The following is a 22,457-nucleotide window of genomic DNA, read 5'->3' on the forward strand; positions in this document are numbered from 1 at the left end:
TCCGGAGAACTAACCGACGGACTGAAGGTCACCTCTCCCGAGGCTCGACGTGATGGCCGACGAACTGAAGCGCCGCCTGGTTCACGCCAGCGGTTCGGGACTGGTCGCCCTCTGGCTGCTGGCCGACGCCCTCGAGGTCGGGCTGACCTGGACCGGCTTTCGGATCCTCATGGTCGTGCTGGCGACCGGCGCGCTCCTCCTCGAGTTCCTGCGGCTCCGAGTGGGGCTGGACTGGCGGCTCTACGACGTCCTCACCCGCGAGTACGAACAGGACAACCCCGCCGCCTACGCCCTCTACCTGATCAGCATGGCGGCGGTCGTGGTCGTCTTCGAGTCGGATATCGCGCTGCCGGCGATGTTGATGCTCGCGTTGGGAGACCCGATCAGCGGCGCGGTCTCGGACAACACCCTCCAGCGGGTCAAGCCGCCGAAGGTACTCGGCACGATGTTTCTCGTCTCGACGCTCATCGCGATCCCGTTCCTCCCGATCACCGCGGCGCTGATCGCCGCACTGGGCGCGACGCTGGCCGACGGCATCACCCTCGAGGTCCGGACCTACATCGTCGACGATAACCTGACGATCCCGATCTACGCGGCCTCGCTCGCGTGGGTGGCCCTCGAGGTCGCGCCGGTGTAACGGCCTCGACGACGGACCCGTAGCGCCGGTTCCGATACCGGCAAAATCCCACCGTTCTGGGTTCCTCAAGGCGATCGACGGTGAAGGGAGCCAACGTGTCGCTATCGAGAGCGCGAGCGGGGCTGTCGAACGTGCGGGCGTTCCTGACGGACGGCCGCGGCGGGATTCTCGTCGCCGTCGCCGCCGGCTGGTTCCTCTCGATCGGCGTTCGGCTCGCCTATCCCGTCTTGCTCCCCTACCTGCGGCGGGCCTACGGCCTCGATCTGACGACGGCCGGCTTCCTGCTGACCGCCCTCTGGCTCTGTTACGCGCTGGGCCAACTTCCCGGCGGACTGCTCGCCGACCGGTTCGGCGAGGGGAACGTCCTCGTCGCGAGTACGCTCGTCTCGGCGGTGACCCTCGGCGTCGTCGCCGTCGCCGGCTCCGCGCCGGTCGTCTACCTCGCGACCGGGGCCTTCGGCTTCGGGACCGCGCTGTACGGCGTCGCCCGCTTCACGGCGCTGTCGGACGTCTACCCCGACAACGACGGCACGGCGATCGGCATCACGATGGCGGCCGGGCAGGCCGGCAACACCCTCCTGCCGCTTGCCGCCGGCGGGATCGCCTCGGCCTTCGCCTGGCAGTACGGCTTCGGCCTCGTCGTGCCCGCCTTCGCCGTCGTCGCCGTCGGCCTCCGGCTGGTCGTGCCGGCCCGCACCTCCGGCGCGGACAGCGCCGTCGACAGCGTCTCGCTCGAGACGGTCCGATACGTCTGCTCGGAACTGCGCCGGCCCGAGATCGTCACCGTGACCGCGATCCAGATCCTGACCTACTGCGTCTGGCAGGCCTTTACGGGGTTTTACCCCACCTATCTGATCGAGATCAAGGGCTTCTCGGAGAGCGTCGCGACCGGGCTCTTCAGCGCCTTCTTCGCGGCCAGGATCGTCGTCCAGCCGCTGACCGGCCGGCTGTACGACCGCTACGGGATCCGGACGTCGCTGCCGCCCGTCCTGGGCGTCGTCGTGGTCTCGCTCGTCGCGCTGCCCGTCCTCGAGGGGTTCTGGCCGATCGTCGTCGGCACGGTCTTTCTCTCGAGCATTCTGGGCTACGGCACTATCACCCTGCCGTACATGACCGCGGCGTTCCCGTCGGACATGCAGGGGACCGGACTGGGATTCTTGCGGACCGTCTACATGACGATCGGGGCGGTGAGCCCGGTCGCGTTCGGCGCGTTCGCGGACCGGGGCTACTTCGACGGGGCGTATCTCGCGCTGGCCGGGCTGGTCCTCGTCGCGATCGCCCTGACGTGGTGGTTGCCCCCGCTCTCGGAGCAGTGAACCGTGACGAGACGCCGTTCAGGCGTTCAAACGCCAGATCTCGAGATTGAGGACCGTCGCGAACGTCACCCACGCGAGATACGGCACCAACAGCGCCGCGGCGCGGCGGTCGACCCGGCGGAAGGCGACGATCGTCCCGGCCACGAGCGTCCAGAGGACGACGATGATACCCAGCGCGACCAGCGGGGCCTCGAGCGCGAAGAAAGCGGGCGTCCAGACGACGTTGAACGCCATCTGGGCGACGAACGCGCCGAGCGCGAGTCGCCGGCCGTCGGCGTCGCTACGCCAGACGAGCCACAGCGCGACGCCCAGCAGCGTAAAGAGCAGCGTCCAGACGACCGGGAACGCGATCGTCGGCGGATAGAACCACGGCTTCTCGAGGGCGCGAAACCACGGCGTGTCGGGAGAGGCCACTGCGCTCGGGGCCGCGCCGACGAGGGTGACCAGCAGGGCGAAACCGACGGCGGCGAGGACGGACCGACCCGCCGGAAGGCGGCGGGCGATCGCGGGAGATTCCATACGCCCCGTACGTTCCCGGCGGATTTATATCGACGAGTGTCAGCGGTCCGGCGCGAGCCGGCCCCCTTCCGTCGAGACCACTTTCACCGCGGTACGGGAACCCTTATTCGCGGCCGGGATGAACGACCGGTAATGGCAGCGACGGACGAGGACGGGGAGCCGGCGTCGATCGACCATCCGCTCCTCGAGCCCGACTTCCTAGAGCGGCGACTCTACCAGCTGAAACTCGCCGGGACGGCCGCGAACCACCACACGCTGGTCTGTCTCCCCACGGGCCTGGGGAAGACGACGGTGAGCCTGCTGGTGACCGCACGACGGCTCGAGGAGGTCGGGGGGAAGTCCCTGATGCTCGCGCCGACGAAACCGCTCGTCCAGCAACACGCCGACTTCTACCGCGAAGCGTTACAGATACCCGACGAGGAGATCGTCGTCTTCACCGGCGACGTCAGTCCCGACGACCGCGCCGCGACGTGGGAGCAAGCGACGGTCGTCATGGCCACGCCGCAGGTGATCGAGAACGACCTCGTCGGGAGTCGGATCTCGCTTGCCGACGTGACCCACGTCACCTTCGACGAGTGCCACCGCGCGACCGGCGACTACGCCTACAACTACATCGCCGAGCGCTACCACGCCGACGCGCGGAATCCGCTCGTGACGGGGATGAGTGCCTCGCCCGGCGGCGACGAGGAGGCCATCCTCGAGGTCTGTGAGAACCTCGGCATCGACGAGGTCGAGGTGATGACCGAGGAGGACGCCGACGTCGACGAGTTCACCCACGAGACCGAGGTCGAGTGGGAGCGGATCGACCTCCCCGACGACGTCCTGGAGATCCGGGACGCGTTGAACGAGGTCATCACGGAACGGCTCGAGAAGCTCAAGGAACTCGGTGTGGCGTCCTCGACCCAGCCCGACCAGTCTCAGAAGGATCTCAATCGCATGCGGGCCGAACTCCAGGAGCTGATCAACAACGACCAGTCGGAGGGGTTCGAGGGGATGTCGATCCACGCGGAGGTGATGAAGCTCCGGCAGGCGGTCACCTTAGTCGAGACCCAGAGCGTCGAGGCGGTCCGGCGGTACTTCGATCGCCAGCGCAATCAGGCCCGCTCGTCGGGGGCCTCGAAGGCCAGCCAGCGGCTGGTCTCGGACCCGCGGGTTCGCGAGGCCATGCGCAAGGCCGAGAGCTTCGACGAGATCCACCCGAAGTACCGCAAGACGCGGATGTTACTGGCCGAGACGCTCGGACTCGAGGGCGGCGAGCGCGTGATCGTCTTCACCGAATCGCGGGACACGGCCGAGGCGCTGACGGACTTTCTCTCGGACAGTTTCGACGCCAAGCGGTTCGTCGGACAGGGCGACCGCGAGGGCTCCGACGGGATGACTCAGACCGAACAGCAGGACGTCCTCGACGAGTTCCGCGCCGGGGAGTTCGAGGTGCTGGTCTCGACATCGGTCGCGGAGGAGGGATTAGACGTCCCCGAGGTCGATCTCGTCCTCTTCTACGAGCCCGTTCCGACCGCGATCCGGTCGATCCAGCGGAAGGGCCGAACCGGCCGCCAGTCGGAGGGGCGGGTCGTCGTCCTCATGGCCGAGGACACCCGCGACGAGGCCTACTTCTGGATCTCCCGGCGACGCGAGAAGGAGATGGAGTCGGAGCTGCGCGAGCTGAAGGGGATGGCCGACGAGCTGGCCGAGGAACTCGACGACTCCCAGCAGTCGCTGGCCGACTTCGGCGACGGGGAGCGTACGGCGAAAGTGAACGACGACGGCGGTGATCCCGACGCCGTCGGCGATTCTTCCAGCGGAAGCGAGGGGGTCGCGGACCGGCCCGGGCTGCAGGAGTTCGCCGCCGACGCGGCCGACTCGAGCGACGACGATGACCCGGCCGACGACGAGGTCGAGACCCACGAGCCCCACGCCGAGGGCGAGGCCGTCGCGGTCGTCGCCGACCAGCGCGAGATGGACGCCAACATCGCGCGGGACCTCTCGAGACGCGAGGAGGTCGAGGTCCGCCTCGAGACGCTCGACGTTGGCGACTACGTCCTGTCGGATCGCGTCGTCGTCGAGCGCAAGTCGGTCGCGGACTTCGTCGACTCGCTGGTCGGCGGTGACCGGTCGGTCTTCGAGCAGGTCGGGGCGATGGCGCGTCACTACTCCCGGCCGATCGTGATCGTCGAGGGCGAGGGGCTGTACGAACAGCGCAACGTCAACCCCAACGCCATCCGGGGCGCGCTCTCGAGTCTGGCCGTCGACTTCGGCGCGAGCGTGTTGCGGACCGGCGGCGAGGACGAGACGACAGAACTGCTCGCCGTGATCGCCGGCCGCGAACAGGACGTATCGGACCGGGAGGTGTCGGTCCACGGCGAGAAGCAGTCCAAGACGCTGTCCGAACAGCAGGAGTACGTCGTCGCCTCGATCGCCGAGATCGGCCCCGTCACGGCCCGGTCGCTACTCGAGGAGTTCGGGACCGTCGAGGGCGTGATGATCGCGACCGAAGACGAGTTACAGGCCGCCGACGGCGTCGGGCAGGTGACCGCCGAGCGGATCCGGGAGGTCGTCGGGAACGACTACGCGGGGTAGGTCAGTCGCTCGGGTCGGACGGGGCCCCGTCCTCGCGCTCGTCGGACGCGGGAACCGGGCCCGCGTCGCCCTCCGCCCGGGCGACGATCCGTTCGGCGGCGAAGACGGCCCCGACGCCGAGGACGACGCCGGCGACGACGTCGATCAGCCAGTGGATGCCCAGATACATCGTCGAGAAGACGACGCACGCGCCGACGAACGACGCGATCGGGAACCACCGCGGATACTCCCGTCGGGAGCGCCACGCGAGCAACACGACGACGACGGTCAGCGACGTGTGTAGCGACGGGAAGACGTTCGTGTTCGCCGACACGGCCGCGGTCACCTCCTGTGTCTGCGGGTAGAAGGAGTACATCAGTCCGTCGACGGACGACAGGTGATTGCGCGGCCCGTAGACGATAAACAGCGTGTAAAAGAGCGTTCCGATGAAGTAGTTCAACAGATACGAGACGAGCAGTTCCTTGAGATAGCGCTGGGACGGCAGGAGGTAGTAGAGGATCGGCGCGGTCACCAGCAGGTACGGGAACCCGAACATGTACATCGCCGAGAAGAACTCGAGCGTTTGCTGTGGCGTAATCGTCTGGAGCCACGCGACGAACTCCCCTTCGACGGCGTAGATCTCGGCGGTGAGATCCCAGTCGAGCGCCTTCGAGATGCGGAGGGTGTGGCCGTGTGTCGCGCGTTTCCCCAGGAAGAACAGCGCCGTAACACCGAGATAGGGGACGATCTCGACGAATCGGCGGTCGTAGTCGGCCATCGTCCGGCCGAGCATGGTTCGATCGAGACACGCCGCGCAGGTCGCGACGAGTCCGATGCAGACGACGAGTACCGTAAGCAGTACGACGAATCCGAGTGCCATGGGTGGGATTAGTAGGTGATCGTGGACCGGTTGACGGGGGCGGGCGAGACGTCGGTCGCCCGGGGAGGGCAGTGCTGACCGGACGGGACACACGCGCCGGTCGATCTATCCATCTGTTGGAAACTCACGATAGCATACATCTATGTCAAATATATATCTATTGGTACCTCGATCGCTTCGAGCCGGGGCGACGGCGGGCCCCTCGAGAGGGCGGAAAAGAGACGACGAGTCAATCGAACCGGTTACCGCAGCGTCGATAGCGCTTCACCGGCCTCGCGAGCCGCCGCGAGACAGTCCCGCGCGTACCGCGGGTCGTCGGTGGCGGCCGCCTCCTCGGCGAACCGCTCGAGCGACCGAACGAGCGCGTCGCGGGCCGCCTCGAGGTCGCCGTCGACCGACGACGGGCTCGCCGCGGGTGCGCGTCGCGGCGGTTCAGGGTCGCTCGAGCGGTCGTCGGCCGTCGGTTCCGTCGGTTGGCGGCGCTCGGATTGGGGCGGATCGGACGGCGTGCGATCGGCGGCGCTCGAGGGTGCCGCGTCGTCGGTGGCCGGGGCCCGGTCGCCGCGTCGCGGGTCCGTCGACGCCGCGTCGCCGGTCGTCGCAGGCTCGGCCGCGTCAGCGCCCGACGCGGCGGTATCGGACGACGACGCTTCGGCTCCCCCGTCGGCGCTTCCTTCGGGGACCGATCCCTCGGCCGGCTGGGCCTCGAGATCGGTCCCTTCGACGGCGTCGGGGTTGCCGTGACAGCTGGGACAGAACGTGGTGCCGTTCTGTTGGAACAGCGGATCGCCGCAGGTGCCACAGTGGGCGTTGGTCATCGTCGCGCCCTTGAGCAACAGGTCGCTCATCCGCTGGGTCGCCTCGCGCTCTTTCTTGTCCTGTTCGTACTTCTCGCGGAGTTTCTCGCGCTCGGCTTCCTTGTCGAAGTCGCTCATGTCCGTCTAGAGGTGACGGGGCGTCGAAAAAGCTGCGACAGCGACGGCTCGAGCTGACTGTCAGGACTCGAGGGCCGCTTCGACGGCGTCGACGGCCGCAGCGGGGGTGTCGACGGGCTCGAGGTCGAGGCCGGCCGCGGCGACGTCGTGGGTCTCGAGGCCGACGACGGGCCGGTCGTAGATTCCGGCGAAGCCGAGCTCGGAGAGGGTGCCGACGCCGCCGGCCAGCGCGATCACCGCGTCGCCGTTCAGCGGGACGAGCGCGTTCCGGGCGTGGCCCAGCCCGGTCGCGATCGGAACGTCGACATCGTCGTTCGCGGCGTCGCGGCGCTCGCCGGGGAGGATCCCGATCGTGGTCCCGCCCTCGGCTTTCGCGCCGCGACAGACCGCTGCCATCGTCCCGCCGCGACCGCCACAGACGACCGTGTGGCCGCGCGCGGCGAGTTCGCGTCCCACCCGCTCGGCGCGGGCCGCCTGTTCGTCCGTGATCGTCCCGCCGCCGATGACGCTGACGCGCATACGTGAGTGGGAGCGAGCGGCCACCATGATCGGTTCGGTCTCGAGTCGGTCGCCCGATCGACGGGACGGGAATTCGGGACGACGATCGACGAAGTACGTACCGAAAACTCGTTAGAAGTGGGAGGTTTCGACGGATTTAACGTGTGGGATGAGGAAGCATTACGCGATATGACGAAAGTTAGCGTGGTCGGCGCGGCCGGAACCGTCGGGGCCGCTGCGGGCTACAACATCGCGCTTCGGGAGGTCGCGGACGAGATCGTCCTCGTGGACATTCCGGACAAGGAAGACGACACGATCGGGCAGGCCGCCGACACGAACCACGGCGTGGCCTACGACTCGAACACGACGATCCGACAGGGCGACTACGCGGACACCGCCGGCTCGGACGTCGTCGTCATCACGGCCGGCATTCCGCGCCAGCCGGGCCAGACCCGGATCGACCTGGCCGGCGACAACGCGCCGATCATGGAGGACATCGGCTCCTCGATCGCCGAACACAACGACGACTTCGTCACCGTCACCACGTCCAACCCGGTCGACCTGCTGAACCGGCACCTCTACGAGACGGGCGACCGCGCCCGCGAGAAAGTGATCGGCTTCGGCGGCCGGCTCGACTCCGCCCGCTTTCGCTACGTGATCTCCGAGCGCTTCGACGTTCCCGTCCAGAACGTCGAGGCGACGATCCTCGGGGAACACGGCGACGCCCAGGTCCCCGTCTTCTCCAAAGTGCGGGTCGACGGACAAGACGTCGCGTTCGACGAGGACGAGAAAGAGGAGTTGCTCGAGGAACTCCAGACCTCGGCGATGAACGTCATCGAGAAGAAGGGCGCGACCGAGTGGGGGCCGGCCACCGGCGTCGGCCACATGGTCGAGGCCATCCTCCGGGACACGGGCGAAGTCCTGCCCGCGAGCGTCACGCTCGAGGGCGAGTACGGCCACGAGGACACCGCCTTCGGCGTCCCCTGTAAGCTCGGGGCCGACGGCGTCGAGGAGATCGTCGAGTGGGACCTCACCGAGTACGAGCGCAACCAGCTCGGCGAGGCCGCCGAGAAGCTCTCGGAACAGTACGACGAGATCAGCTAACGCGGTCCTCGCTTGCAGTCCGTTTTTCCGATTCCACGCCCGCCGTCAGCGGTGGCTCGCCCCGGATCGAACGGACCGTCGGATAGCCCCGCCGACTCGTTCTCTTCGTCGCCGCTGACGCCACTGTCTCCGACACGAACGCGCCTCGAGTCGTCCCTACGGAATCAGCTGCTCGCCGTCGTCGTCGTAGATCGTGATCGCATCGACCGGACAGGAGCGGGCGGCGAACTTCGCGTCCAGTTCCGCGTCGTCGGGGACCTCGCGGACGAAGACGCCCTCCTCGCGTTCCTCGCTGTCCGCGAGGATCGCCTTCCCCTTCGATTTGTCCGCCTCGAAGGCGTCCCACTCGGCGACACACTGGAACATCCCGATACAGACGTCCTCGTCGAATTCGACCTTCATGCGAGGGGGTTGGGCCGATCGGCGTAAATCGGTAGCGGTCCCCGACCGTGGGTCGAGATACCAGAGACCATATGTCGTCGTGTTTTTATTACTCGGCGGGTCGTCGCTCCGAGCATGACTGCGGACCGACCCGGGCCGTCAGAATCGACGGCCGCGGCCGACCCGCTCGGACGGGCGATGCTCGCACACCACCGCGACGAGCCGGGACGACTCGTCTACCGCGACGGTGCGGACGTACGGGACGGCAACGTCGCCGAGTTCTACTTCTCGAGCCCCGAGTCGTGGACACCGGCGACGATCGACGGCCTAGAGCGACTCGCCGAGCGCGAACCGGTCATCGACGTGGGCTGTGGCGCGGGCAAACACCTCCTGTGGTGGGACGAGCGCGGCGTCGAGGCCGTCGGCGTCGACGTGAGTCCGACCGCCGTTCGAGCCGCCCGTGAACGCGGTGCCGAGGGCGTTCTCGCGGGCGACATGTTCGACCTGCCAGTGGCGACCGGCGCGGTAGGCGCGGTCCATGCCGTCGGGACGCAGGTCGGCCTCGGGCGGTCGCTGGCGGGAATCCGCGACCTGCTCCGGGAGTTTGCCCGCGTCACCGACGAGGCGGGCGTGGCCGTCGTCGACAACTACGGTCCGACGCGGCTGAACGACGACTTCCTCGGCTACCGGTCGGATCCACGGGAGGGGATCGCCCACCGGTGTTTCCACCTCGAGTTCGAACGCGAGGCGGACGGCGAGCAGCGACGCGAGGTCGGCCGAACCCTGCAGTTCCTGCTGTGTTCGCCCGGACGGCTTCGCGAGGCGACGGTCGGAACGCCGTGGACGCCGGCCCGCGTTTCCCGGACTGACGAGGGCGGTCATTACCGCCTCGAGTTGCGAAAGGAGAGGACCGCAGCGGGATCGTCGGAATAACGACGGGCGCGGCGAGCTCCGGGCATCTCGTTCGACTGCCGAGCAATGCTTTTCCACCCCGTCGTAGAACGGGAAGGTACGAGAGACTGAATGGTTGCATTCTCCTTCGCGGTTCTCGTCACCGCGGCCGTCGTCACCTGTCTATTCATGGCGTGGGTGCTGGGGGCCAACAGCAACTCGCCGCCCTTTGCCCCGGCGATCGGTGCGAACGCCATCTCGACGATGCAGGCGGCGTTCGTCATCGGCCTGCTCGCGGCCGCGGGAGCGCTCATGCAGGGCGGCAGCATCTCCGAGACCGTCGGCGCGGACCTGATCGACGGCGTGATGATCACGCCGCTTGCGGCCACCGCTGGGCTGTTGACCGCGGCGGGATTCATGGCGATCGGCATCTACACGCGGTACCCGATCCCCGCGGCGTTTGCGACCACGGGCGCGATGGTCGGCGTCGGCCTCTCGCTCGGCGGCGATCCCGCGATAGCGACCTACCGCCGGCTCGGGATCTTCTGGGCGCTGGTGCCGGTCATGTCCGGCGGGCTGGCCTACGCGACGGCGACGGTCCTGCGCCGCGACGACGTCCCCGAGACCGTGGGGGTGCCGCTGCTGGCCGGCGTCGTCGGCGCGATCCTCGCCAACGTCCGGCTCGGAGTGATCCCCGATCCGACCGCCGACCAGGGGACGCTGGCCGGCTTCGTCTCCCGACTGATCGGCGGCGGCCCGAGCCTCGCCACCGGCGTCGACCTCGGCACCGCCCTCGTGACGATCGGGGCAGGCGTCCTCGCGTTCGCCCTGGTCCGCGAGCGCGTCCGCGTCTCCGTGGAGGATGGGATCCGCTCGTTCCTGCTCGTCCTGGGCGGCATCGTCGCCTTCTCCTCGGGCGGCTCGCAGGTCGGGCTCGCGACCGGCCCGCTCGAGAACCTCTTCCGGACCGAACTCGGGCTCCCGGGGATCCTCCTGCTGTCGATCGGCGCGACGGGCATCCTCGCCGGCGCGTGGATGGGCGCGCCGCGGCTGTTACAGGCAACGTCTCGGGAGTACGCCCAGCTGGGCGTGCGACGATCGATCGCCGCGCTGGTGCCGGGTTTTATCATCGCCCAGCTCGCCATCGCGCTGGGTATCCCCATCTCGCTGAACAACATCGTCCTCTCGGGAGTCATCGGCGGCGGACTGGCCGGCGGCTCTGCCGGCGTCTCCCGGCGGAAGATCGCCGTCACGATCACCTTCTGGCTGATCACGCTCTCGAGTTCCGTCGTCGTCAGCTACGGGCTGTATCGGCTGTTCGCGGCGGTCATCGGCGGGTCGTGAGTACCTCCGGCGGCTCGAGGGCGACCTCGAGCGGTTACTCCAGCACCGTTACCGGCTCCGAAGTGCGCTCGACGACCGTAGCGGCGATCCCGCGGCCCAGAAACCGCCTGAAAAAGCCCGCCGAGCCGGTCATCGAGCCGTAGAGAACGACGTGGTCGATCTCCTCGTCGGACGCATAGCGCGGGACGACGGTTCCGGGTCTGCCCTCGGCCGTCTCGATCCGGACCCGATCCGACGGGGCGTCGGCGACCGACTCGAGCAGTTCGGTCGCGCTCTCCCGAGTAGCCGCCGTTCGCGCCTCGTCTCGCTCGAGGACGCCGCCCTCGCTGAGGGGTGCATCCAGTGGCGTGACGACGGCGAGGAGGGTGATATCGGCGTCGGGGAACGTCTCGCAGGCGTACGCGAGCGCCTCGTCCTCGCGGGGGCGGCCCAGCGTGGGGACGAGGACGCGGTCGGGATCGGAGTCGGCCATGCGTGGCGCTTCGGGAGCCAGTCGCATCGGTCTATCGCCGTCGATCCGTTCTCGCAGCGCCGGGCATCTCGGTCACCCGGTTCGACCGGCATCGACTGCCGTTCGAAGAGCGAGAGCGACGACCGGTCGGCGTCGCTCGAGACGCAGTGACAGCAGACCGTCTCAGCCGAACCATCAGTCACCGATTCGAATATAAATCGAAATCGTGGCAAATGATTTTCACCACAGGGGTAGAACCCGGATCATGGACTCCGAAGCGGAGGTGTCGGAATCGGCCCGACCGCTCACCCGAAGCGACCTCGTACGGTCGGGAGTGATCGCGCTCGTCGTGTCGTTGGTCATCAACTGGCTCATCGTGTTCGTGGCGAACGCCGGCGGCATCGCGCCCGAACTGGCGGCGCTGAATTACGAGCCGGTATCGTTCTTTACGACCATCGGGGTCGTCGGTGCGACCGTAACCTACGGCGTTCTCGCGCGAACCGTTGCCGACCGGGATCGTGCGTTCACGATCGTCGCGGCGATCGTCCTCCTTCTCTCCTTGCTTCCCGATTTCGTCGTCATCCCCGATCAGCCCGGTGGCAGTCTCGTCGCCGGCGCGGTTCTCGGTCTGATGCACGTCGCGACGGCAGTCGTTTGTGTGGGTGTACTGACCGACCGCCGGAACCGACGATGAGACGGCGGTCCCGGTCCGCGGAGTCCGCAAGACGATAGTTTAAACCGCGAAAGGGGCCAAAGGCGGGTAATGAATATCGAGGAGCTGTCGGGGCTCCCGGCCGGTGCCGTCGACCACTTCCGGCGCGAGGGCATCGAGGAACTCTACCCGCCCCAGGCCGAGGCGGTCGAGGCCGGGGCGACCGACGGGGAGAACCTCGTGGCCGCCGTCCCGACCGCCAGCGGGAAGACGATGGTCGCCGCGCTCTCGATGCTGTCGGCGATCGAACGCGGCGGGAAAGCGCTCTACATCGTCCCCCTGCGGGCGCTCGCCAGCGAGAAAAAGGCGGAGTTCGAGGCCTACGAGGAGTTCGGCGTCACGGTCGGGGTCACGACGGGCAACTACGAGAGCACCAGCGACTGGCTCGCGACCAAAGACATCGTCGTCGCCACCAGCGAGAAGGTCGACTCGCTCGTTCGCAACGGCGCGGACTGGCTCTCGGAGCTGACCTGCGTCGTCAGCGACGAAGTCCACCTGATCGACGACCGCAACCGAGGGCCGACCCTCGAGGTGACCCTCGCGAAGCTGCGGAAGCTCAACCCGGGGATGCAACAGGTCGCGCTGTCGGCGACGGTCGGCAACGCCGACGAGATCGCCGACTGGCTCGACGCCGCCTTGATCGACACCGACTGGCGGCCGATCGACCTGCGGATGGGGGTCCACTACGGCAACGCCCTGAACTTCGACGACGGCTCGACCCGAGAAGTGCCGGTCCAGGGCTCGGAGAAGCAGGAGGCCGCGCTCGTCCGCGACATCGTCCGGGAGGGCGGTTCCTCGCTGGTGTTCGTCAACTCCCGCCGGAACGCCGAGGCCGCCGCGGGCCGGCTGGACGGGGTCGTGAAACCGGAGCTGACCGGCGACGAGCGGGCCGAACTCGCCGAGTTGGCCGACGAGATCCGCGACGACAGCGACACCGAGACGAGCGCGGATCTGGCCGACTGCGTCGAGCGCGGCGCCGCCTTCCACCACGCCGGCCTCTCGAACACCCAGCGCTCGCTCGTCGAGGACGCCTTCCGCGACCGGCTCCTGAAGGTGATCTCGGCGACGCCGACACTCGCCGCGGGGGTCAACACGCCCGCCCGCCGCGTGATCGTCCGCGACTGGCGGCGGTTCGACCCCAGTGCGGGCGGGATGTCCCCGCTCGACGTCCTCGAGGTCCACCAGATGATGGGACGAGCGGGTCGCCCGGGACTCGACCCCTACGGAGAGGCCGTGTTGCTCGCCAAGAGCCACGACGAGAGCCAGGAGCTGTTCGACCGCTACATCTGGGCCGATCCCGAGCCCGTCCGGTCGAAACTCGCGGCCGAGCCCGCGCTGCGGACACACGTCCTCGCGACCGTCGCTTCGGGCTTCGCTCGCACGCGCGAGGGGCTGCTCGAGTTCCTCGAGGCCACCCTCTATGCCAGCCAGTCCGACGAGCCCGGCCGGCTCGAGACGGTCACCGACACCGTCTTGGAGTACCTCGAGTCGAACGACTTCATAACGCGACGCCGGGGAGACGATGACGACAGCGATGACGCCGCCGACGGCGCGTTCACCACCGCGGCCGCCCTCGACAGTGGCGGCCGCGACGAGGGACTCGAGGCGACCAGTCTCGGCCACACCGTCTCGCGGCTCTATCTGGATCCGATGAGCGCCGCCGAGATCGTCCACGGACTCGAGCGCGCCGACGAGCGCCCGACTGCGCTGGGGCTCTACCAGCTGCTCTCGCGGACGCCGGATATGTACGAACTCTACCTGCGCTCGGGCGAGGACGACCAGTACGGCGAACTGTTCTACGAACGTGAGACCGAACTGCTCGGGAACGCCCCCAGCGAGTTCGAAGAGGAGCGCTTCGAGGACTGGCTGGCCGCGCTCAAAACGGGGAAGCTGCTCGAGGACTGGGCCGACGAGACAGACGAGGAGCGGATCACGGACCGGTACCAGGTCGGCCCCGGCGACCTCCGCGGGAAAGTCGACACCGCCGAGTGGCTGCTGGGCGCGGCCGAGTCGCTGGCCGCGGAGATCGACAGCGAGTGGACCGTCGCGGTCCGGGAGGCCCGCGCCCGCGTCGAACACGGCGTGAGCGAGGAACTGCTCGAACTCGTCTCGGTCGGCGGCGTCGGCCGCAAGCGCGCCCGGCGACTCCACGACGCGGGGATCGAGGAGCCCGCCGACCTCCGGACCGTGGACAAGGGCGTCGTCCTGAGCGTCCTCAAGGGGGAGAAGACGGCCGAGACCGTCCTCGAGAACGCCGGCCGCGAGGACCCCTCGATGGACGGCGTCGAGCCGGCGTCACCGGGAGCGGGCGACGACGAGAACGGCGCAGCGGCCGCGGACGACACCCCGAACGAGGAGACGGCCGCGACGGATACCGACGACAGTCAAGCGAGTCTAGGTGATTTCTGATGGAGCTACTCGAATGCCGCCTCGAGATCGACGATCTGGATGCGTTCGTAAGCGACCTCGGCGAGATCGGCGACCGCCACGACGTGACGATACAGGCCTTCGACGCGCGGTACGTGGCCGATCGACGACACCTCGAGCGCGCCGTCGAACTGGCCGATCGAGCCATCGAACGCGGCGAGAACGTCGCCCGGGACCGCGCCGTCGAGATCCTGCTGTACGCCGCCGGCCGCCGCCAGATCGATCGCGCCCTCGCGATGGGCGTCGACGAGGGCGAGACCCCGGCCGTCGTACTCGTCGACGGCGACGGGGACGAACGGGCCGCGCTCGAGGCGATCGAAGCCCTGAACGCGTTCCGCGAGCGGACCGCGACGCTCGACCCGCGGGACGGCGAAACGCTGTGTAACTTCTTCGGGATTCCCGACACCGAGCGGGCGGCGACCGACGCGGGGCTGTCGGCACTGGTTCACGAGCGGGTCGCGCTGCTCGAGGTCGAGAAGTAGCCCGGACGTCGAAGTTCCGAATCGACACTACTCTCTTGTGTCGACACGGGATACATCCGCCATGGTCACCCTCGAGGACCCCGTCGACATCGGCGGCCTCACGGTCCCAAACCGGCTCTACCGCGCGCCGCTGCTCGAGTGTGCGGGCAACGGTCCCGACGCGGTCGATACCCTGATCGACGATCTCGAGCCCGCAGCCGAATCGGGAGTCGGGCTGATCTGTCAGGGCGCGACGATCGTCCGCGGCGAGGGCGGCTGTGCCGCACCGGGGATGACCCGCGTTCACGACCCTGACTTCGTCGCCCGCCTCTCGCGGCTGACCGATCGGATCCACGACCACGGGAGCCGAATCGTCCTCCAGCTCGAACACGGCGGCCTCCGGAGCATGGAGACCTGGCACGCCGCGTACCGCGACGACAATCCCGGCCTCGAGCAACTCGCCGTCTCGGAGCCGCCGTGGCAGTTGCGCGCCCTCGACCGGCTGGGGTTTCTCGAGTACGACCCGCACGTGCTGACGACCGCGGAGGTGTACGACCTCGCGGCCGACTTCGGCCGGGCGGCGGCGCGGGCCGTCGAGGCCGGCTACGACGGGATCCATCTCGCCGGCGCGAACATGGGAATCGTCCAGCAGTTCTGCTCGCCGTTTTACAACCGCCGCGACGACGAGTTCGGCGGGAGTCCAGAAGCGCGCCTCGAGTTCCTCGCGGTCGTCCACGACGAGATCCGCGAGCGGGCCGGCGACGTCCCCCTGCTGACGAAGGTCCCGGCCGAAACGCCCGCGCCACCCGCCCCGATCGTCCGCCGGAAGCTCTCGCTTCGGGACGGCGTCGAGATCGCCCGCCGGCTCGAGCGGATCGGCTACGACGCGGTCGTGCCCGTCCAGACGTCGGTCGTCTGGGATATGAGCATCGTCCGCGGCGAATACCCCGCGCGAGCATGGGACAACGAAGCGTTGCGCGAGGAGTACGACGCCGCGTTCGGCGGTCCGACGCGGCGACGACTGGTCGCACTGGCCAACCGGATCCAATCGTTCCAGTACGACTTCGAACCCGCGTGGAACGAGGCGTTCTGTCGGCGCGTCCGCGAGCAAGTGTCGATCCCGGTGCTTGCGGAGGGCGGCATCCGCAAGCGGCGACAGATGGATCGGTTGCTGGGCGACTCGAGCGGGGATCGGAACGGCGCGAGCGACGTCGACCCGGCCTGTGACATGGTCGGCATGGCACGGCCGTTCTACGCCGAGCCGCGGCTTGGCGCGCGGCTGCTCGAGGGCGGATCCGAGACCGAAAATCCGCGCGTCCTCTGTGAAAGTTGTAACAACTGTACGGTGCCGCAAGTGACCGGGGCACCGGGGATCTGCCGGACGCCCGCAGTGTTGCGAGAGCGAGGTGAACTCGAGCGGATGGGCGCGTACGAACGGCCCGAATCGTAACTTATCCCGTAACGGTGCCGTTCGTCAGTTCCTCGAGGGTCCCCTCGACGGTGTAGTCGGGGGCCTCGACGCGGAACTGCGAGTCCGTCGACCCCGCGAAGTACAGCGGAATCGTGTACGAACCGTCGTCCTGAATCGGCGCTATCTCGCTGCGGTTCGCATTGATTTGATTGAGGGCGACCGTCTCACCTGCGTACTCGGAGTCGGTCGTTCCGTCGATCTCGTACTCGATCCATTCGGCGTCGACAGCCGAGCCTTCGATGGGGTAGCCGCGGTCGATCCAGCCGCCGTTCCCACCGCCACCGAGTCCTTCGTCGATCGCGTACGTGCGTTCGTATCCAGCGTCGATCAACGAGGCGGCGCGCTGGGACGACAGGTGGTGTGGACATCGGCAGTAGGTGACGATCCGCGTGTCCGTCGACCACTCTTCGACCGGATCGTCGTCGATGCTGCCCGCGTCTTCCGCCGGCGAGAAAACGGCGTCTTTGATCCGAACTTCGTCGTACTGGGCGCGACCGCGCGCGTCGGCGAACCGCGCCTCATCGTTTTTGAACCACTCGTATGCGTCTTCGACCGGGACGAGCGGCACATCGACGCCGCTGGGCGTCGAGTTCAGTTCGTAGTCGAATTCGTTGGCCGCCTCCGCATCGCTTCCACCGCCGAGACAGCCGGCGACCGCCCCGAGCGATGCCGCCCCTCCGAGAGCGAGGAATTGCCGTCGATTCATAGGTACGTCTAGCGACGAGAGGGAGATATGGTTTCTGGTGACTCGCAGGCCACCACTGACCCCTTCGTTTCAACTGGAGATCGGCAGGCGAAGCTGGGGGATCGCTCGAGTCGAAAAGGGAGAGAAGTAGTCCCGGCTGGATTCGAACCAGCGTCGAAGCCCCCAGAAGGCTTCAGGATTGGCCACTACCCTACGGGACTTGATATGTTTCGTCGGTTCGTCGTTACCGACGACGTACCAAGTAGTAGAGACGGGGGCATATTAGAGTGTTACGAACTGCACCAAGAGTGGGGCGACCGGATGAGTTCGAGCAAACGATTCTCATGGGGACTCGTACTCCGGTGGTTCATAATGTTCTTTCCGGTGGCAGTTCGCACAGAGAACGGTACACTGTTCGATTTCGGTTCGAATTCGATCTCTCGTTCGACCGTCCGCGACGAGTCTCGTGACAGACGCTCCCTTCGTATTACTGTCGTGGTGGAAGTCTAAACAGGCAGAGTTAGCCTCAGTACAGCGGGCACAACCAGTTGCGCGTTTTCGATCGTGAACCCATCGTCGGCGGTCTCGCTCCGGTTCCGTATAATGGAGTTTCCGATGACAGTTCGCACAGAGAATCTCACACTTCTCGAACTCCTCACGGAGTCGGTCTTTCCCGTAACCGTAGGTCACCATCTTCCCGACCGCCATCTCTTTCGTCGCTGTCTCGACGTGGTGGAAATCGAGGCACGCGACGCTGTCGGCCCCACATCGGGAACAGCCCCGCTCTTGTTTTATATCATCGAGCCACGAACGGAGCCGTGAACGACGACGTAACGATCGCTCCGTATTCCAGTCGACGTTTCGGTAGTGCCACCGTTGGTCGACCGAGAGTTCCTCCCAGACGAACTCGGGTGGCAGTTCGACATCGTCCGGTTTCGGCTGTACGCGCGATCCGGTAGACGGGGCCGTCTCGAGCCCCGCCGTCTCCTTCGCGTCGTTCCAGCCACCGCAGGTCCGAATGATCGTTGCCGAAGCCGGCGTCAGTCCCAGCTCCTCGTACTGTGCCTTCGTCGGTGACTCGCCCAGTCGTTCGGCGGCCTCCCGAAGCGCCTCGAGGCACTCCGCCTCGGAAACCATATCGCCGTTGGCCGCGGCATCCCATATAAACCCTCGTCGGTACTCCGATCCGAAACCCGGCGCGAGAGAGCGGGCGCGAACCGACATTCCTTTTCCCCAGTCGCGCGCACGCTCGAGTATGTACGTCGGACGATTCGTCGTCGTCGGTCCCGAGGTCGGCGCGTACCGCGTCTCCTCGCGATCGTTCCCGAACCGCAAGCTCACCGCTCGAGACGAGGCCCTGACCGTCGGCCCCACCGCGGACGCCCCGGAGACGGACAACCCCTACGTCTCCTACAACTGCCTGCGGGTCGTCGAGACGCCGACCGGCGAGACGGCCACCTTCGGCAACGGCTCGCACGTCGATCCGATCGCGGAGAAACTCGAGTTGGGCTACCCCGCACGCGACGCGCTCGCGGAGAGCCTGCTGGCGCTGGATTACGAGAAAGACGACTACGACACGCCCCGGATCGCGGCGACGATCGGCGGCGACGGCGAGGCGCTGATCGGGACCGTTCGCAAGGACGCCCTGCTGGTCGAGACCGTCGACGAGCCGACGCTGGTTGCGACCTACGAGAAGAACGCGCCCGAGGCGTTCGATTTCGAGGCCGACGGCGCGGCCGCGGCCGCGAGCGCAGCCTACGACCTCGAGTTCGAACACGCAGTCTGTGCGGCCGGCGTCGCCCGGACCGACGACGGGTTCGAGACGGCGATCGAGAACGGCGACTGATCGCCCTCGTTAGCGCTCGGCCGGCCGCCAGCGTCGCCACCGCAAGTCGGCTAACGGACCGGAGTGACATCGGTTCTCCACCGGACGCTCGAGCGAGTGTAAGCGACGGTCCGGCTAACCTACAAATCCCTCGCGGCGCTAGCACTCGCGCATGAAGGTCGGACTCATCTCTGACGTCCACGGCAACCGAGTCGCCCTCGAGACCGTCCTCGCGGACATGCCGGCGGTCGACGAAATTCTCTGTGCGGGCGACGTGGTCGGCTACAACCCCTGGCCCGGCGACTGCGTCGACGAACTGCGAGCGCGGGACGTGCCGACGGTGATGGGCAACCACGACGCCGCCGTCGCCGGGGACACCTCGTTCCGGTTCAACGGGATGGCCAAGGCCGGCGTCGACCACGCGAAAGAGGCGCTGTCCGACGACCAACTCGAGTGGCTGGCGGACCTCCCGGCGGAGCGACTCGCGTTCGACGGCCGGGTCAAGCTGGTCCACGGCCATCCCGACGACCCCGATCGCTACACGCGCTACACCTACCCCGAGGAGTTCACCGAACGGATGCTCGGGGACGAGGACGTGCTGGTGCTTGGCCACACCCACGTCCAGGGCGTCGAGCGGTTCGGGGAGGGGATCGTCGTCAACCCGGGCAGCGTCGGCCAGCCCCGCGACGGGGACCCGCGAGCCGGCTACGCGGTGGTCGACCTCGACGCGCTGACCGTCGAGACCCACCGGGTCGAGTACGACGTCGACGCCGTGCAGGCGGCCGTTGAGGAGGCTGGGCTGCCAAGCCGTATCGGGACGCGGTTGGCCCGCGGAAAGTAGGGCTCGAGCGACGCCCGAAACGATCCCTTTTACACTCGTCCCGCCGCTACTGTCGGACATGGTACTCACCGGCCACACCGCGCGTCCCGCTCGGAACCGTCCCCGTCGCGCCGCGGGCCGGTGTTGTCGCTCGCCGTCCCCGCGCCACGAGCGTCGCCTCGAGACCGCCGCCGCGACCGAAACGGATGTTCGAGCGCGTGCGTGAGGACGTCCGGGCGATGCGCGAGCGCGATCCCGCGGCGAAGGGATCGCTCGAGGTCCTGCTGTGTTATTCGGGGCTGCACGCGGTCTGGGGCCACCGGCTCGCTCACCGCTGCTGGAACCGCGGCGGCGGGTTCCGGCTGGTCGCCCGGCTGCTTTCCCATCTGGTACGCTGGCTGACCGGCGTCGAGATCCATCCGGCCGCCGAACTCGGCCGCCGGGTGACGATCGACCACGGGATGGGCGTCGTCGTCGGCGAGACGGCCGCGATCGGCGACGACGTCCACATGTATCACGGGGTGACCCTCGGCGGCGACACGAACGACCCGGTCAAGCGTCACCCGACCGTCGAGAACGGCGCGCAACTGGGCGCGAACGCGACGCTTTTGGGCGACATCACGATCGGCGCGGACGCGGCCGTCGGCGCCGGGTCGGTCGTCACGAGCGACGTTCCGGAAGGGGCGACCGTCGTCGGCGTTCCGGCAGAGCGGGTCGACTGAGCGAGAAGGGGCTGAGATACGTAGCACGTTGAACTTCTGAATCGACGTGCGGTGGCGCGTGCTGTCGACCGGCCGAGCGCTAGCGAGGGTGGTCGATAACACTTCGCGAGGTTGTCGCGAGTAGTGCGGAACCGTTGGTCCCGCAGACCATGCGAACGGGTACTTTGCACCCGTGAGCGGATGAAACGAGCGACTGCTTGGAAGACGCGAAGCGTCTTCCAGTGGATGAACGAGGGAGCGAAGCGACCGAGTGTTAGCGCGGGACCTCCGGTCCCGCGAACCATGCGAACGGGCGCGTGGCGCCCGTGAGCGGAAATCGGCTGGGGAGAGCGTGGCGACTCACTGTTGCCACGATAGCAGAACACGCTGCTTCTTCGCAACTGCTCTCTACGCAAACGGTAAAACAGAGACGGTTACTCAGACGAGCGGTTCGATCAACTCCTTGCCGGCCTCGAGCAACGCCCCCACCCGCCCCTCGTCTTCGGCCTCGGCGTAGACCCGCAGCACGGGCTCGGTGCCGCTGGGACGCACCAGCAGCCACGAGCCGTCGGCCAGCAGGAGTTTGAACCCGTCGGCGGTGTTGACGTCCTCGACTTCGGTTTCCGCGACGGTCTCGGGGATCGCATCCTCGAGATCGGCGACCACCCGGGCCTTCTCGTCGTCGGGGCAGTCGACGCTGATCTTGTCCTGCACGACGGTCCCGTGGGCCTCGAGCAGGCGATCCACCCGGTCGTCGATCGGCTCCGCGGCGTGCATCGCGGCCGCCAGCAGCGCCAGCAGGACGCCGTCCTTCTCGCGGACGTGCCCCCGGACGGTGAACCCGCCCGACTCCTCGCCGCCGACCAGAGCGTCGGTCTCGGCCATCCCCTCGGCGACCCACTTGAAGCCGACCGGCACCTCGTGGACCGACTCCCCGTGGACCTCGGCGATCCGGTCGATCAGGTAGGTCGTGGAGACGGTCCGGACCGCCGGTCCCGAGTCCGTCTCGAGCAGGGAGTCATAGAGCGCGGCGAAAAAGAGGTTCTCGTCGAGATAGCCCCGCTCGGGGGTGACGACGGCGATGCGGTCGGCGTCGCCGTCGTTGGCGATCCCCAGTTCGGGCGCGGTGGCGGGATCGGTGACGAGGTCGATCAGCGTCTCGAGGTTCTCGGCGGCCGGTTCGGGCGCGCCGCCGCCGAAGTCGGGATCGGGTTCGCAGCGCAGGCACTCCAGAGACGCGCCGGCCCGCTCGAGCAGGGCGTCGGTGGTCCCGCGGCCGCTGCCGTGCATGGCGTCGTAGGCGACGGTGCGGTCGGCGAGGTCGGCGTCGCCGGCCACCGATTCGACCAGCTCGAGGGCGGCATCGGCGTGGGACTCGGCGAAGTCGACTTCCCGGACGGTGCCGTGGTCGGCCTCGGGGAGCGGGTCCGGCTCGGCGAGTCTGTCGGCGATGGCGTCGGTGACCGCGGGCAGGGCCGGCGCGCCGTCGCCGGGGATGAACTTCACGCCGTTGTACTCCGGCGGGTTGTGCGAGGCGGTGATCACCAGTCCGCCGGCGAGATCACGATCGACGATGGCGGAGGCGACGAGCGGCGTCGGTCGGTCCCGGTCCGAGAGCAGGACGTCGAACCCGTTGGCACACAGCACCCGTGCCAGTTCCTCCGCGAACCCCCGCGAACTCTCGCGGGCGTCGTATCCCACCGCGACCGGGCCCTCGAGACCCTCGTCGGCGAGATAGGTTGCGACCGCTTGCCCCACCATCCGGACGCGGGGTGACGTGAACTCCTCGAGCGTCGCCCGCCAGCCGTCGGTACCGAAACTGATCGACTCCATGCACCGGTGG

The 22,457-nt window shown here is 67.9% G+C and carries 22 protein-coding genes and 1 tRNA gene; 13 read left to right on the forward strand and 10 right to left on the reverse strand.

The annotated features are described in order from the left end of the window. The first annotated feature begins 52 nt into the window (after positions 1-52). Positions 53-637, forward strand: coding sequence for a diacylglycerol/polyprenol kinase family protein (locus A6E15_RS16055; RefSeq protein ID WP_076147688.1), 585 nt, complete (start codon positions 53-55; stop codon positions 635-637). A gap of 95 nt (positions 638-732) precedes the next feature. After that, positions 733-1,953: an MFS transporter gene (locus tag A6E15_RS16060; protein WP_076147690.1), complete on the forward strand. Its 1,221-nt coding sequence runs from the start codon at positions 733-735 to the stop codon at positions 1,951-1,953. 18 nt (positions 1,954-1,971) lie between these two features. On the opposite strand, the gene A6E15_RS16065 is transcribed toward A6E15_RS16060, so the two are convergent. After that, on the reverse strand, positions 1,972-2,472 hold the full coding sequence (locus A6E15_RS16065; RefSeq protein ID WP_076147692.1) for a TspO/MBR family protein: 501 nt from the start codon (positions 2,470-2,472) through the stop codon (positions 1,972-1,974). Positions 2,473-2,604: 132 nt separating this feature from the next. Between A6E15_RS16065 and A6E15_RS16070 the strand changes: the two genes are divergently transcribed. Next, complete coding sequence (locus A6E15_RS16070) at positions 2,605-5,049, forward strand: DEAD/DEAH box helicase (RefSeq protein WP_076147694.1); 2,445 nt, start codon at positions 2,605-2,607, stop codon at positions 5,047-5,049. Position 5,050: 1 nt separating this feature from the next. On the opposite strand, the gene A6E15_RS16075 is transcribed toward A6E15_RS16070, so the two are convergent. The 3 genes from A6E15_RS16075 to A6E15_RS16085 form a co-directional block, all read right to left on the reverse strand. Beyond that, entirely contained in the window at positions 5,051-5,908 is an 858-nt protein-coding gene (locus A6E15_RS16075; protein ID WP_076147696.1) for a phosphatase PAP2 family protein, read from the reverse strand. 242 nt (positions 5,909-6,150) lie between these two features. Next, entirely contained in the window at positions 6,151-6,843 is a 693-nt protein-coding gene (locus tag A6E15_RS16080; protein WP_076147698.1) for an Sjogren's syndrome/scleroderma autoantigen 1 family protein, read from the reverse strand. A gap of 60 nt (positions 6,844-6,903) precedes the next feature. After that, positions 6,904-7,362, reverse strand: coding sequence for a TIGR00725 family protein (locus A6E15_RS16085; RefSeq protein ID WP_076147699.1), 459 nt, complete (start codon positions 7,360-7,362; stop codon positions 6,904-6,906). Between the two features lie 168 nt (positions 7,363-7,530). Between A6E15_RS16085 and mdh the strand changes: the two genes are divergently transcribed. Beyond that, positions 7,531-8,445: a malate dehydrogenase gene (gene mdh / locus A6E15_RS16090; protein ID WP_076148403.1), complete on the forward strand. Its 915-nt coding sequence runs from the start codon at positions 7,531-7,533 to the stop codon at positions 8,443-8,445. A 156-nt stretch (positions 8,446-8,601) separates the two neighbouring features. Here mdh and A6E15_RS16095 read toward each other — a convergent pair whose 3' ends face one another. Continuing rightward, a complete protein-coding gene (locus A6E15_RS16095) occupies positions 8,602-8,847 on the reverse strand; it encodes a ferredoxin (RefSeq protein WP_076147701.1) in 246 nt (81 codons plus the stop codon). A 114-nt stretch (positions 8,848-8,961) separates the two neighbouring features. Here A6E15_RS16095 and A6E15_RS16100 point away from each other — a divergent pair, with 114 nt between their 5' ends. Continuing rightward, positions 8,962-9,759, forward strand: coding sequence for a class I SAM-dependent methyltransferase (locus A6E15_RS16100; RefSeq protein ID WP_076147703.1), 798 nt, complete (start codon positions 8,962-8,964; stop codon positions 9,757-9,759). Positions 9,760-9,849: 90 nt separating this feature from the next. Further along, on the forward strand, positions 9,850-11,061 hold the full coding sequence (locus tag A6E15_RS16105) for an inorganic phosphate transporter (RefSeq protein WP_076147704.1): 1,212 nt from the start codon (positions 9,850-9,852) through the stop codon (positions 11,059-11,061). Between the two features lie 34 nt (positions 11,062-11,095). Here the strand turns inward: A6E15_RS16105 and A6E15_RS16110 are convergent, their stop codons facing one another. Continuing rightward, entirely contained in the window at positions 11,096-11,533 is a 438-nt protein-coding gene (locus tag A6E15_RS16110; protein WP_076147706.1) for a universal stress protein, read from the reverse strand. Between the two features lie 244 nt (positions 11,534-11,777). On the opposite strand from A6E15_RS16110, the gene A6E15_RS16115 reads away from it, so the two are divergent. The 4 genes from A6E15_RS16115 (at position 11,778) to A6E15_RS16130 (ending at position 16,562) form a co-directional block, all read left to right on the forward strand. Then, a complete protein-coding gene (locus A6E15_RS16115) occupies positions 11,778-12,206 on the forward strand; it encodes a DUF6069 family protein (RefSeq protein WP_076147708.1) in 429 nt (142 codons plus the stop codon). Between the two features lie 69 nt (positions 12,207-12,275). Next, positions 12,276-14,633 carry an ATP-dependent DNA helicase gene (locus A6E15_RS16120; protein WP_076147710.1) on the forward strand — a complete coding sequence of 786 codons (2,358 nt, stop codon included), beginning with the start codon at positions 12,276-12,278 and terminating at the stop codon, positions 14,631-14,633. Further along, positions 14,633-15,133, forward strand: a complete 501-nt coding sequence (gene cgi121, locus A6E15_RS16125) for a KEOPS complex subunit Cgi121 (RefSeq protein ID WP_076147712.1) — start codon at positions 14,633-14,635, stop codon at positions 15,131-15,133. Before A6E15_RS16120 ends, cgi121 begins: the two co-directional genes overlap by 1 nt. A 61-nt stretch (positions 15,134-15,194) precedes the next feature. Then, positions 15,195-16,562, forward strand: a complete 1,368-nt coding sequence (locus A6E15_RS16130; RefSeq protein ID WP_076147714.1) for an oxidoreductase — start codon at positions 15,195-15,197, stop codon at positions 16,560-16,562. Position 16,563: 1 nt separating this feature from the next. Here A6E15_RS16130 and A6E15_RS16135 read toward each other — a convergent pair whose 3' ends face one another. The 3 genes from A6E15_RS16135 to A6E15_RS16145 all read right to left on the reverse strand — a co-directional run bounded on the left by A6E15_RS16135 (position 16,564) and on the right by A6E15_RS16145 (position 18,405). Next, positions 16,564-17,289 carry a rhodanese-like domain-containing protein gene (locus A6E15_RS16135; protein WP_076147716.1) on the reverse strand — a complete coding sequence of 242 codons (726 nt, stop codon included), beginning with the start codon at positions 17,287-17,289 and terminating at the stop codon, positions 16,564-16,566. Positions 17,290-17,416: 127 nt separating this feature from the next. Further along, a tRNA-Gln gene (locus A6E15_RS16140) sits at positions 17,417-17,489 on the reverse strand. 121 nt (positions 17,490-17,610) lie between these two features. Then, complete coding sequence (locus A6E15_RS16145) at positions 17,611-18,405, reverse strand: homing endonuclease associated repeat-containing protein (RefSeq protein WP_076147718.1); 795 nt, start codon at positions 18,403-18,405, stop codon at positions 17,611-17,613. Positions 18,406-18,523: 118 nt separating this feature from the next. On the opposite strand from A6E15_RS16145, the gene A6E15_RS16150 reads away from it, so the two are divergent. From A6E15_RS16150 to cysE, 3 genes are all read left to right on the forward strand, one after another. Beyond that, positions 18,524-19,114 carry an IMP cyclohydrolase gene (locus A6E15_RS16150; protein WP_076147720.1) on the forward strand — a complete coding sequence of 197 codons (591 nt, stop codon included), beginning with the start codon at positions 18,524-18,526 and terminating at the stop codon, positions 19,112-19,114. 151 nt (positions 19,115-19,265) lie between these two features. After that, on the forward strand, positions 19,266-19,934 hold the full coding sequence (locus A6E15_RS16155; RefSeq protein ID WP_076147722.1) for a metallophosphoesterase family protein: 669 nt from the start codon (positions 19,266-19,268) through the stop codon (positions 19,932-19,934). Between the two features lie 185 nt (positions 19,935-20,119). Further along, positions 20,120-20,635, forward strand: coding sequence for a serine O-acetyltransferase (cysE, locus tag A6E15_RS16160; RefSeq protein WP_076147724.1), 516 nt, complete (start codon positions 20,120-20,122; stop codon positions 20,633-20,635). Between the two features lie 417 nt (positions 20,636-21,052). Here the strand turns inward: cysE and A6E15_RS16165 are convergent, their stop codons facing one another. Beyond that, positions 21,053-22,447, reverse strand: coding sequence for a phosphohexomutase domain-containing protein (locus tag A6E15_RS16165; protein WP_076147726.1), 1,395 nt, complete (start codon positions 22,445-22,447; stop codon positions 21,053-21,055). Between the last annotated feature and the right edge of the window lie 10 nt (positions 22,448-22,457).

This window comes from Natrinema saccharevitans, assembly GCF_001953745.1.
GTDB classification, from domain to species: Archaea; Halobacteriota; Halobacteria; order Halobacteriales; family Natrialbaceae; genus Natrinema; species Natrinema saccharevitans.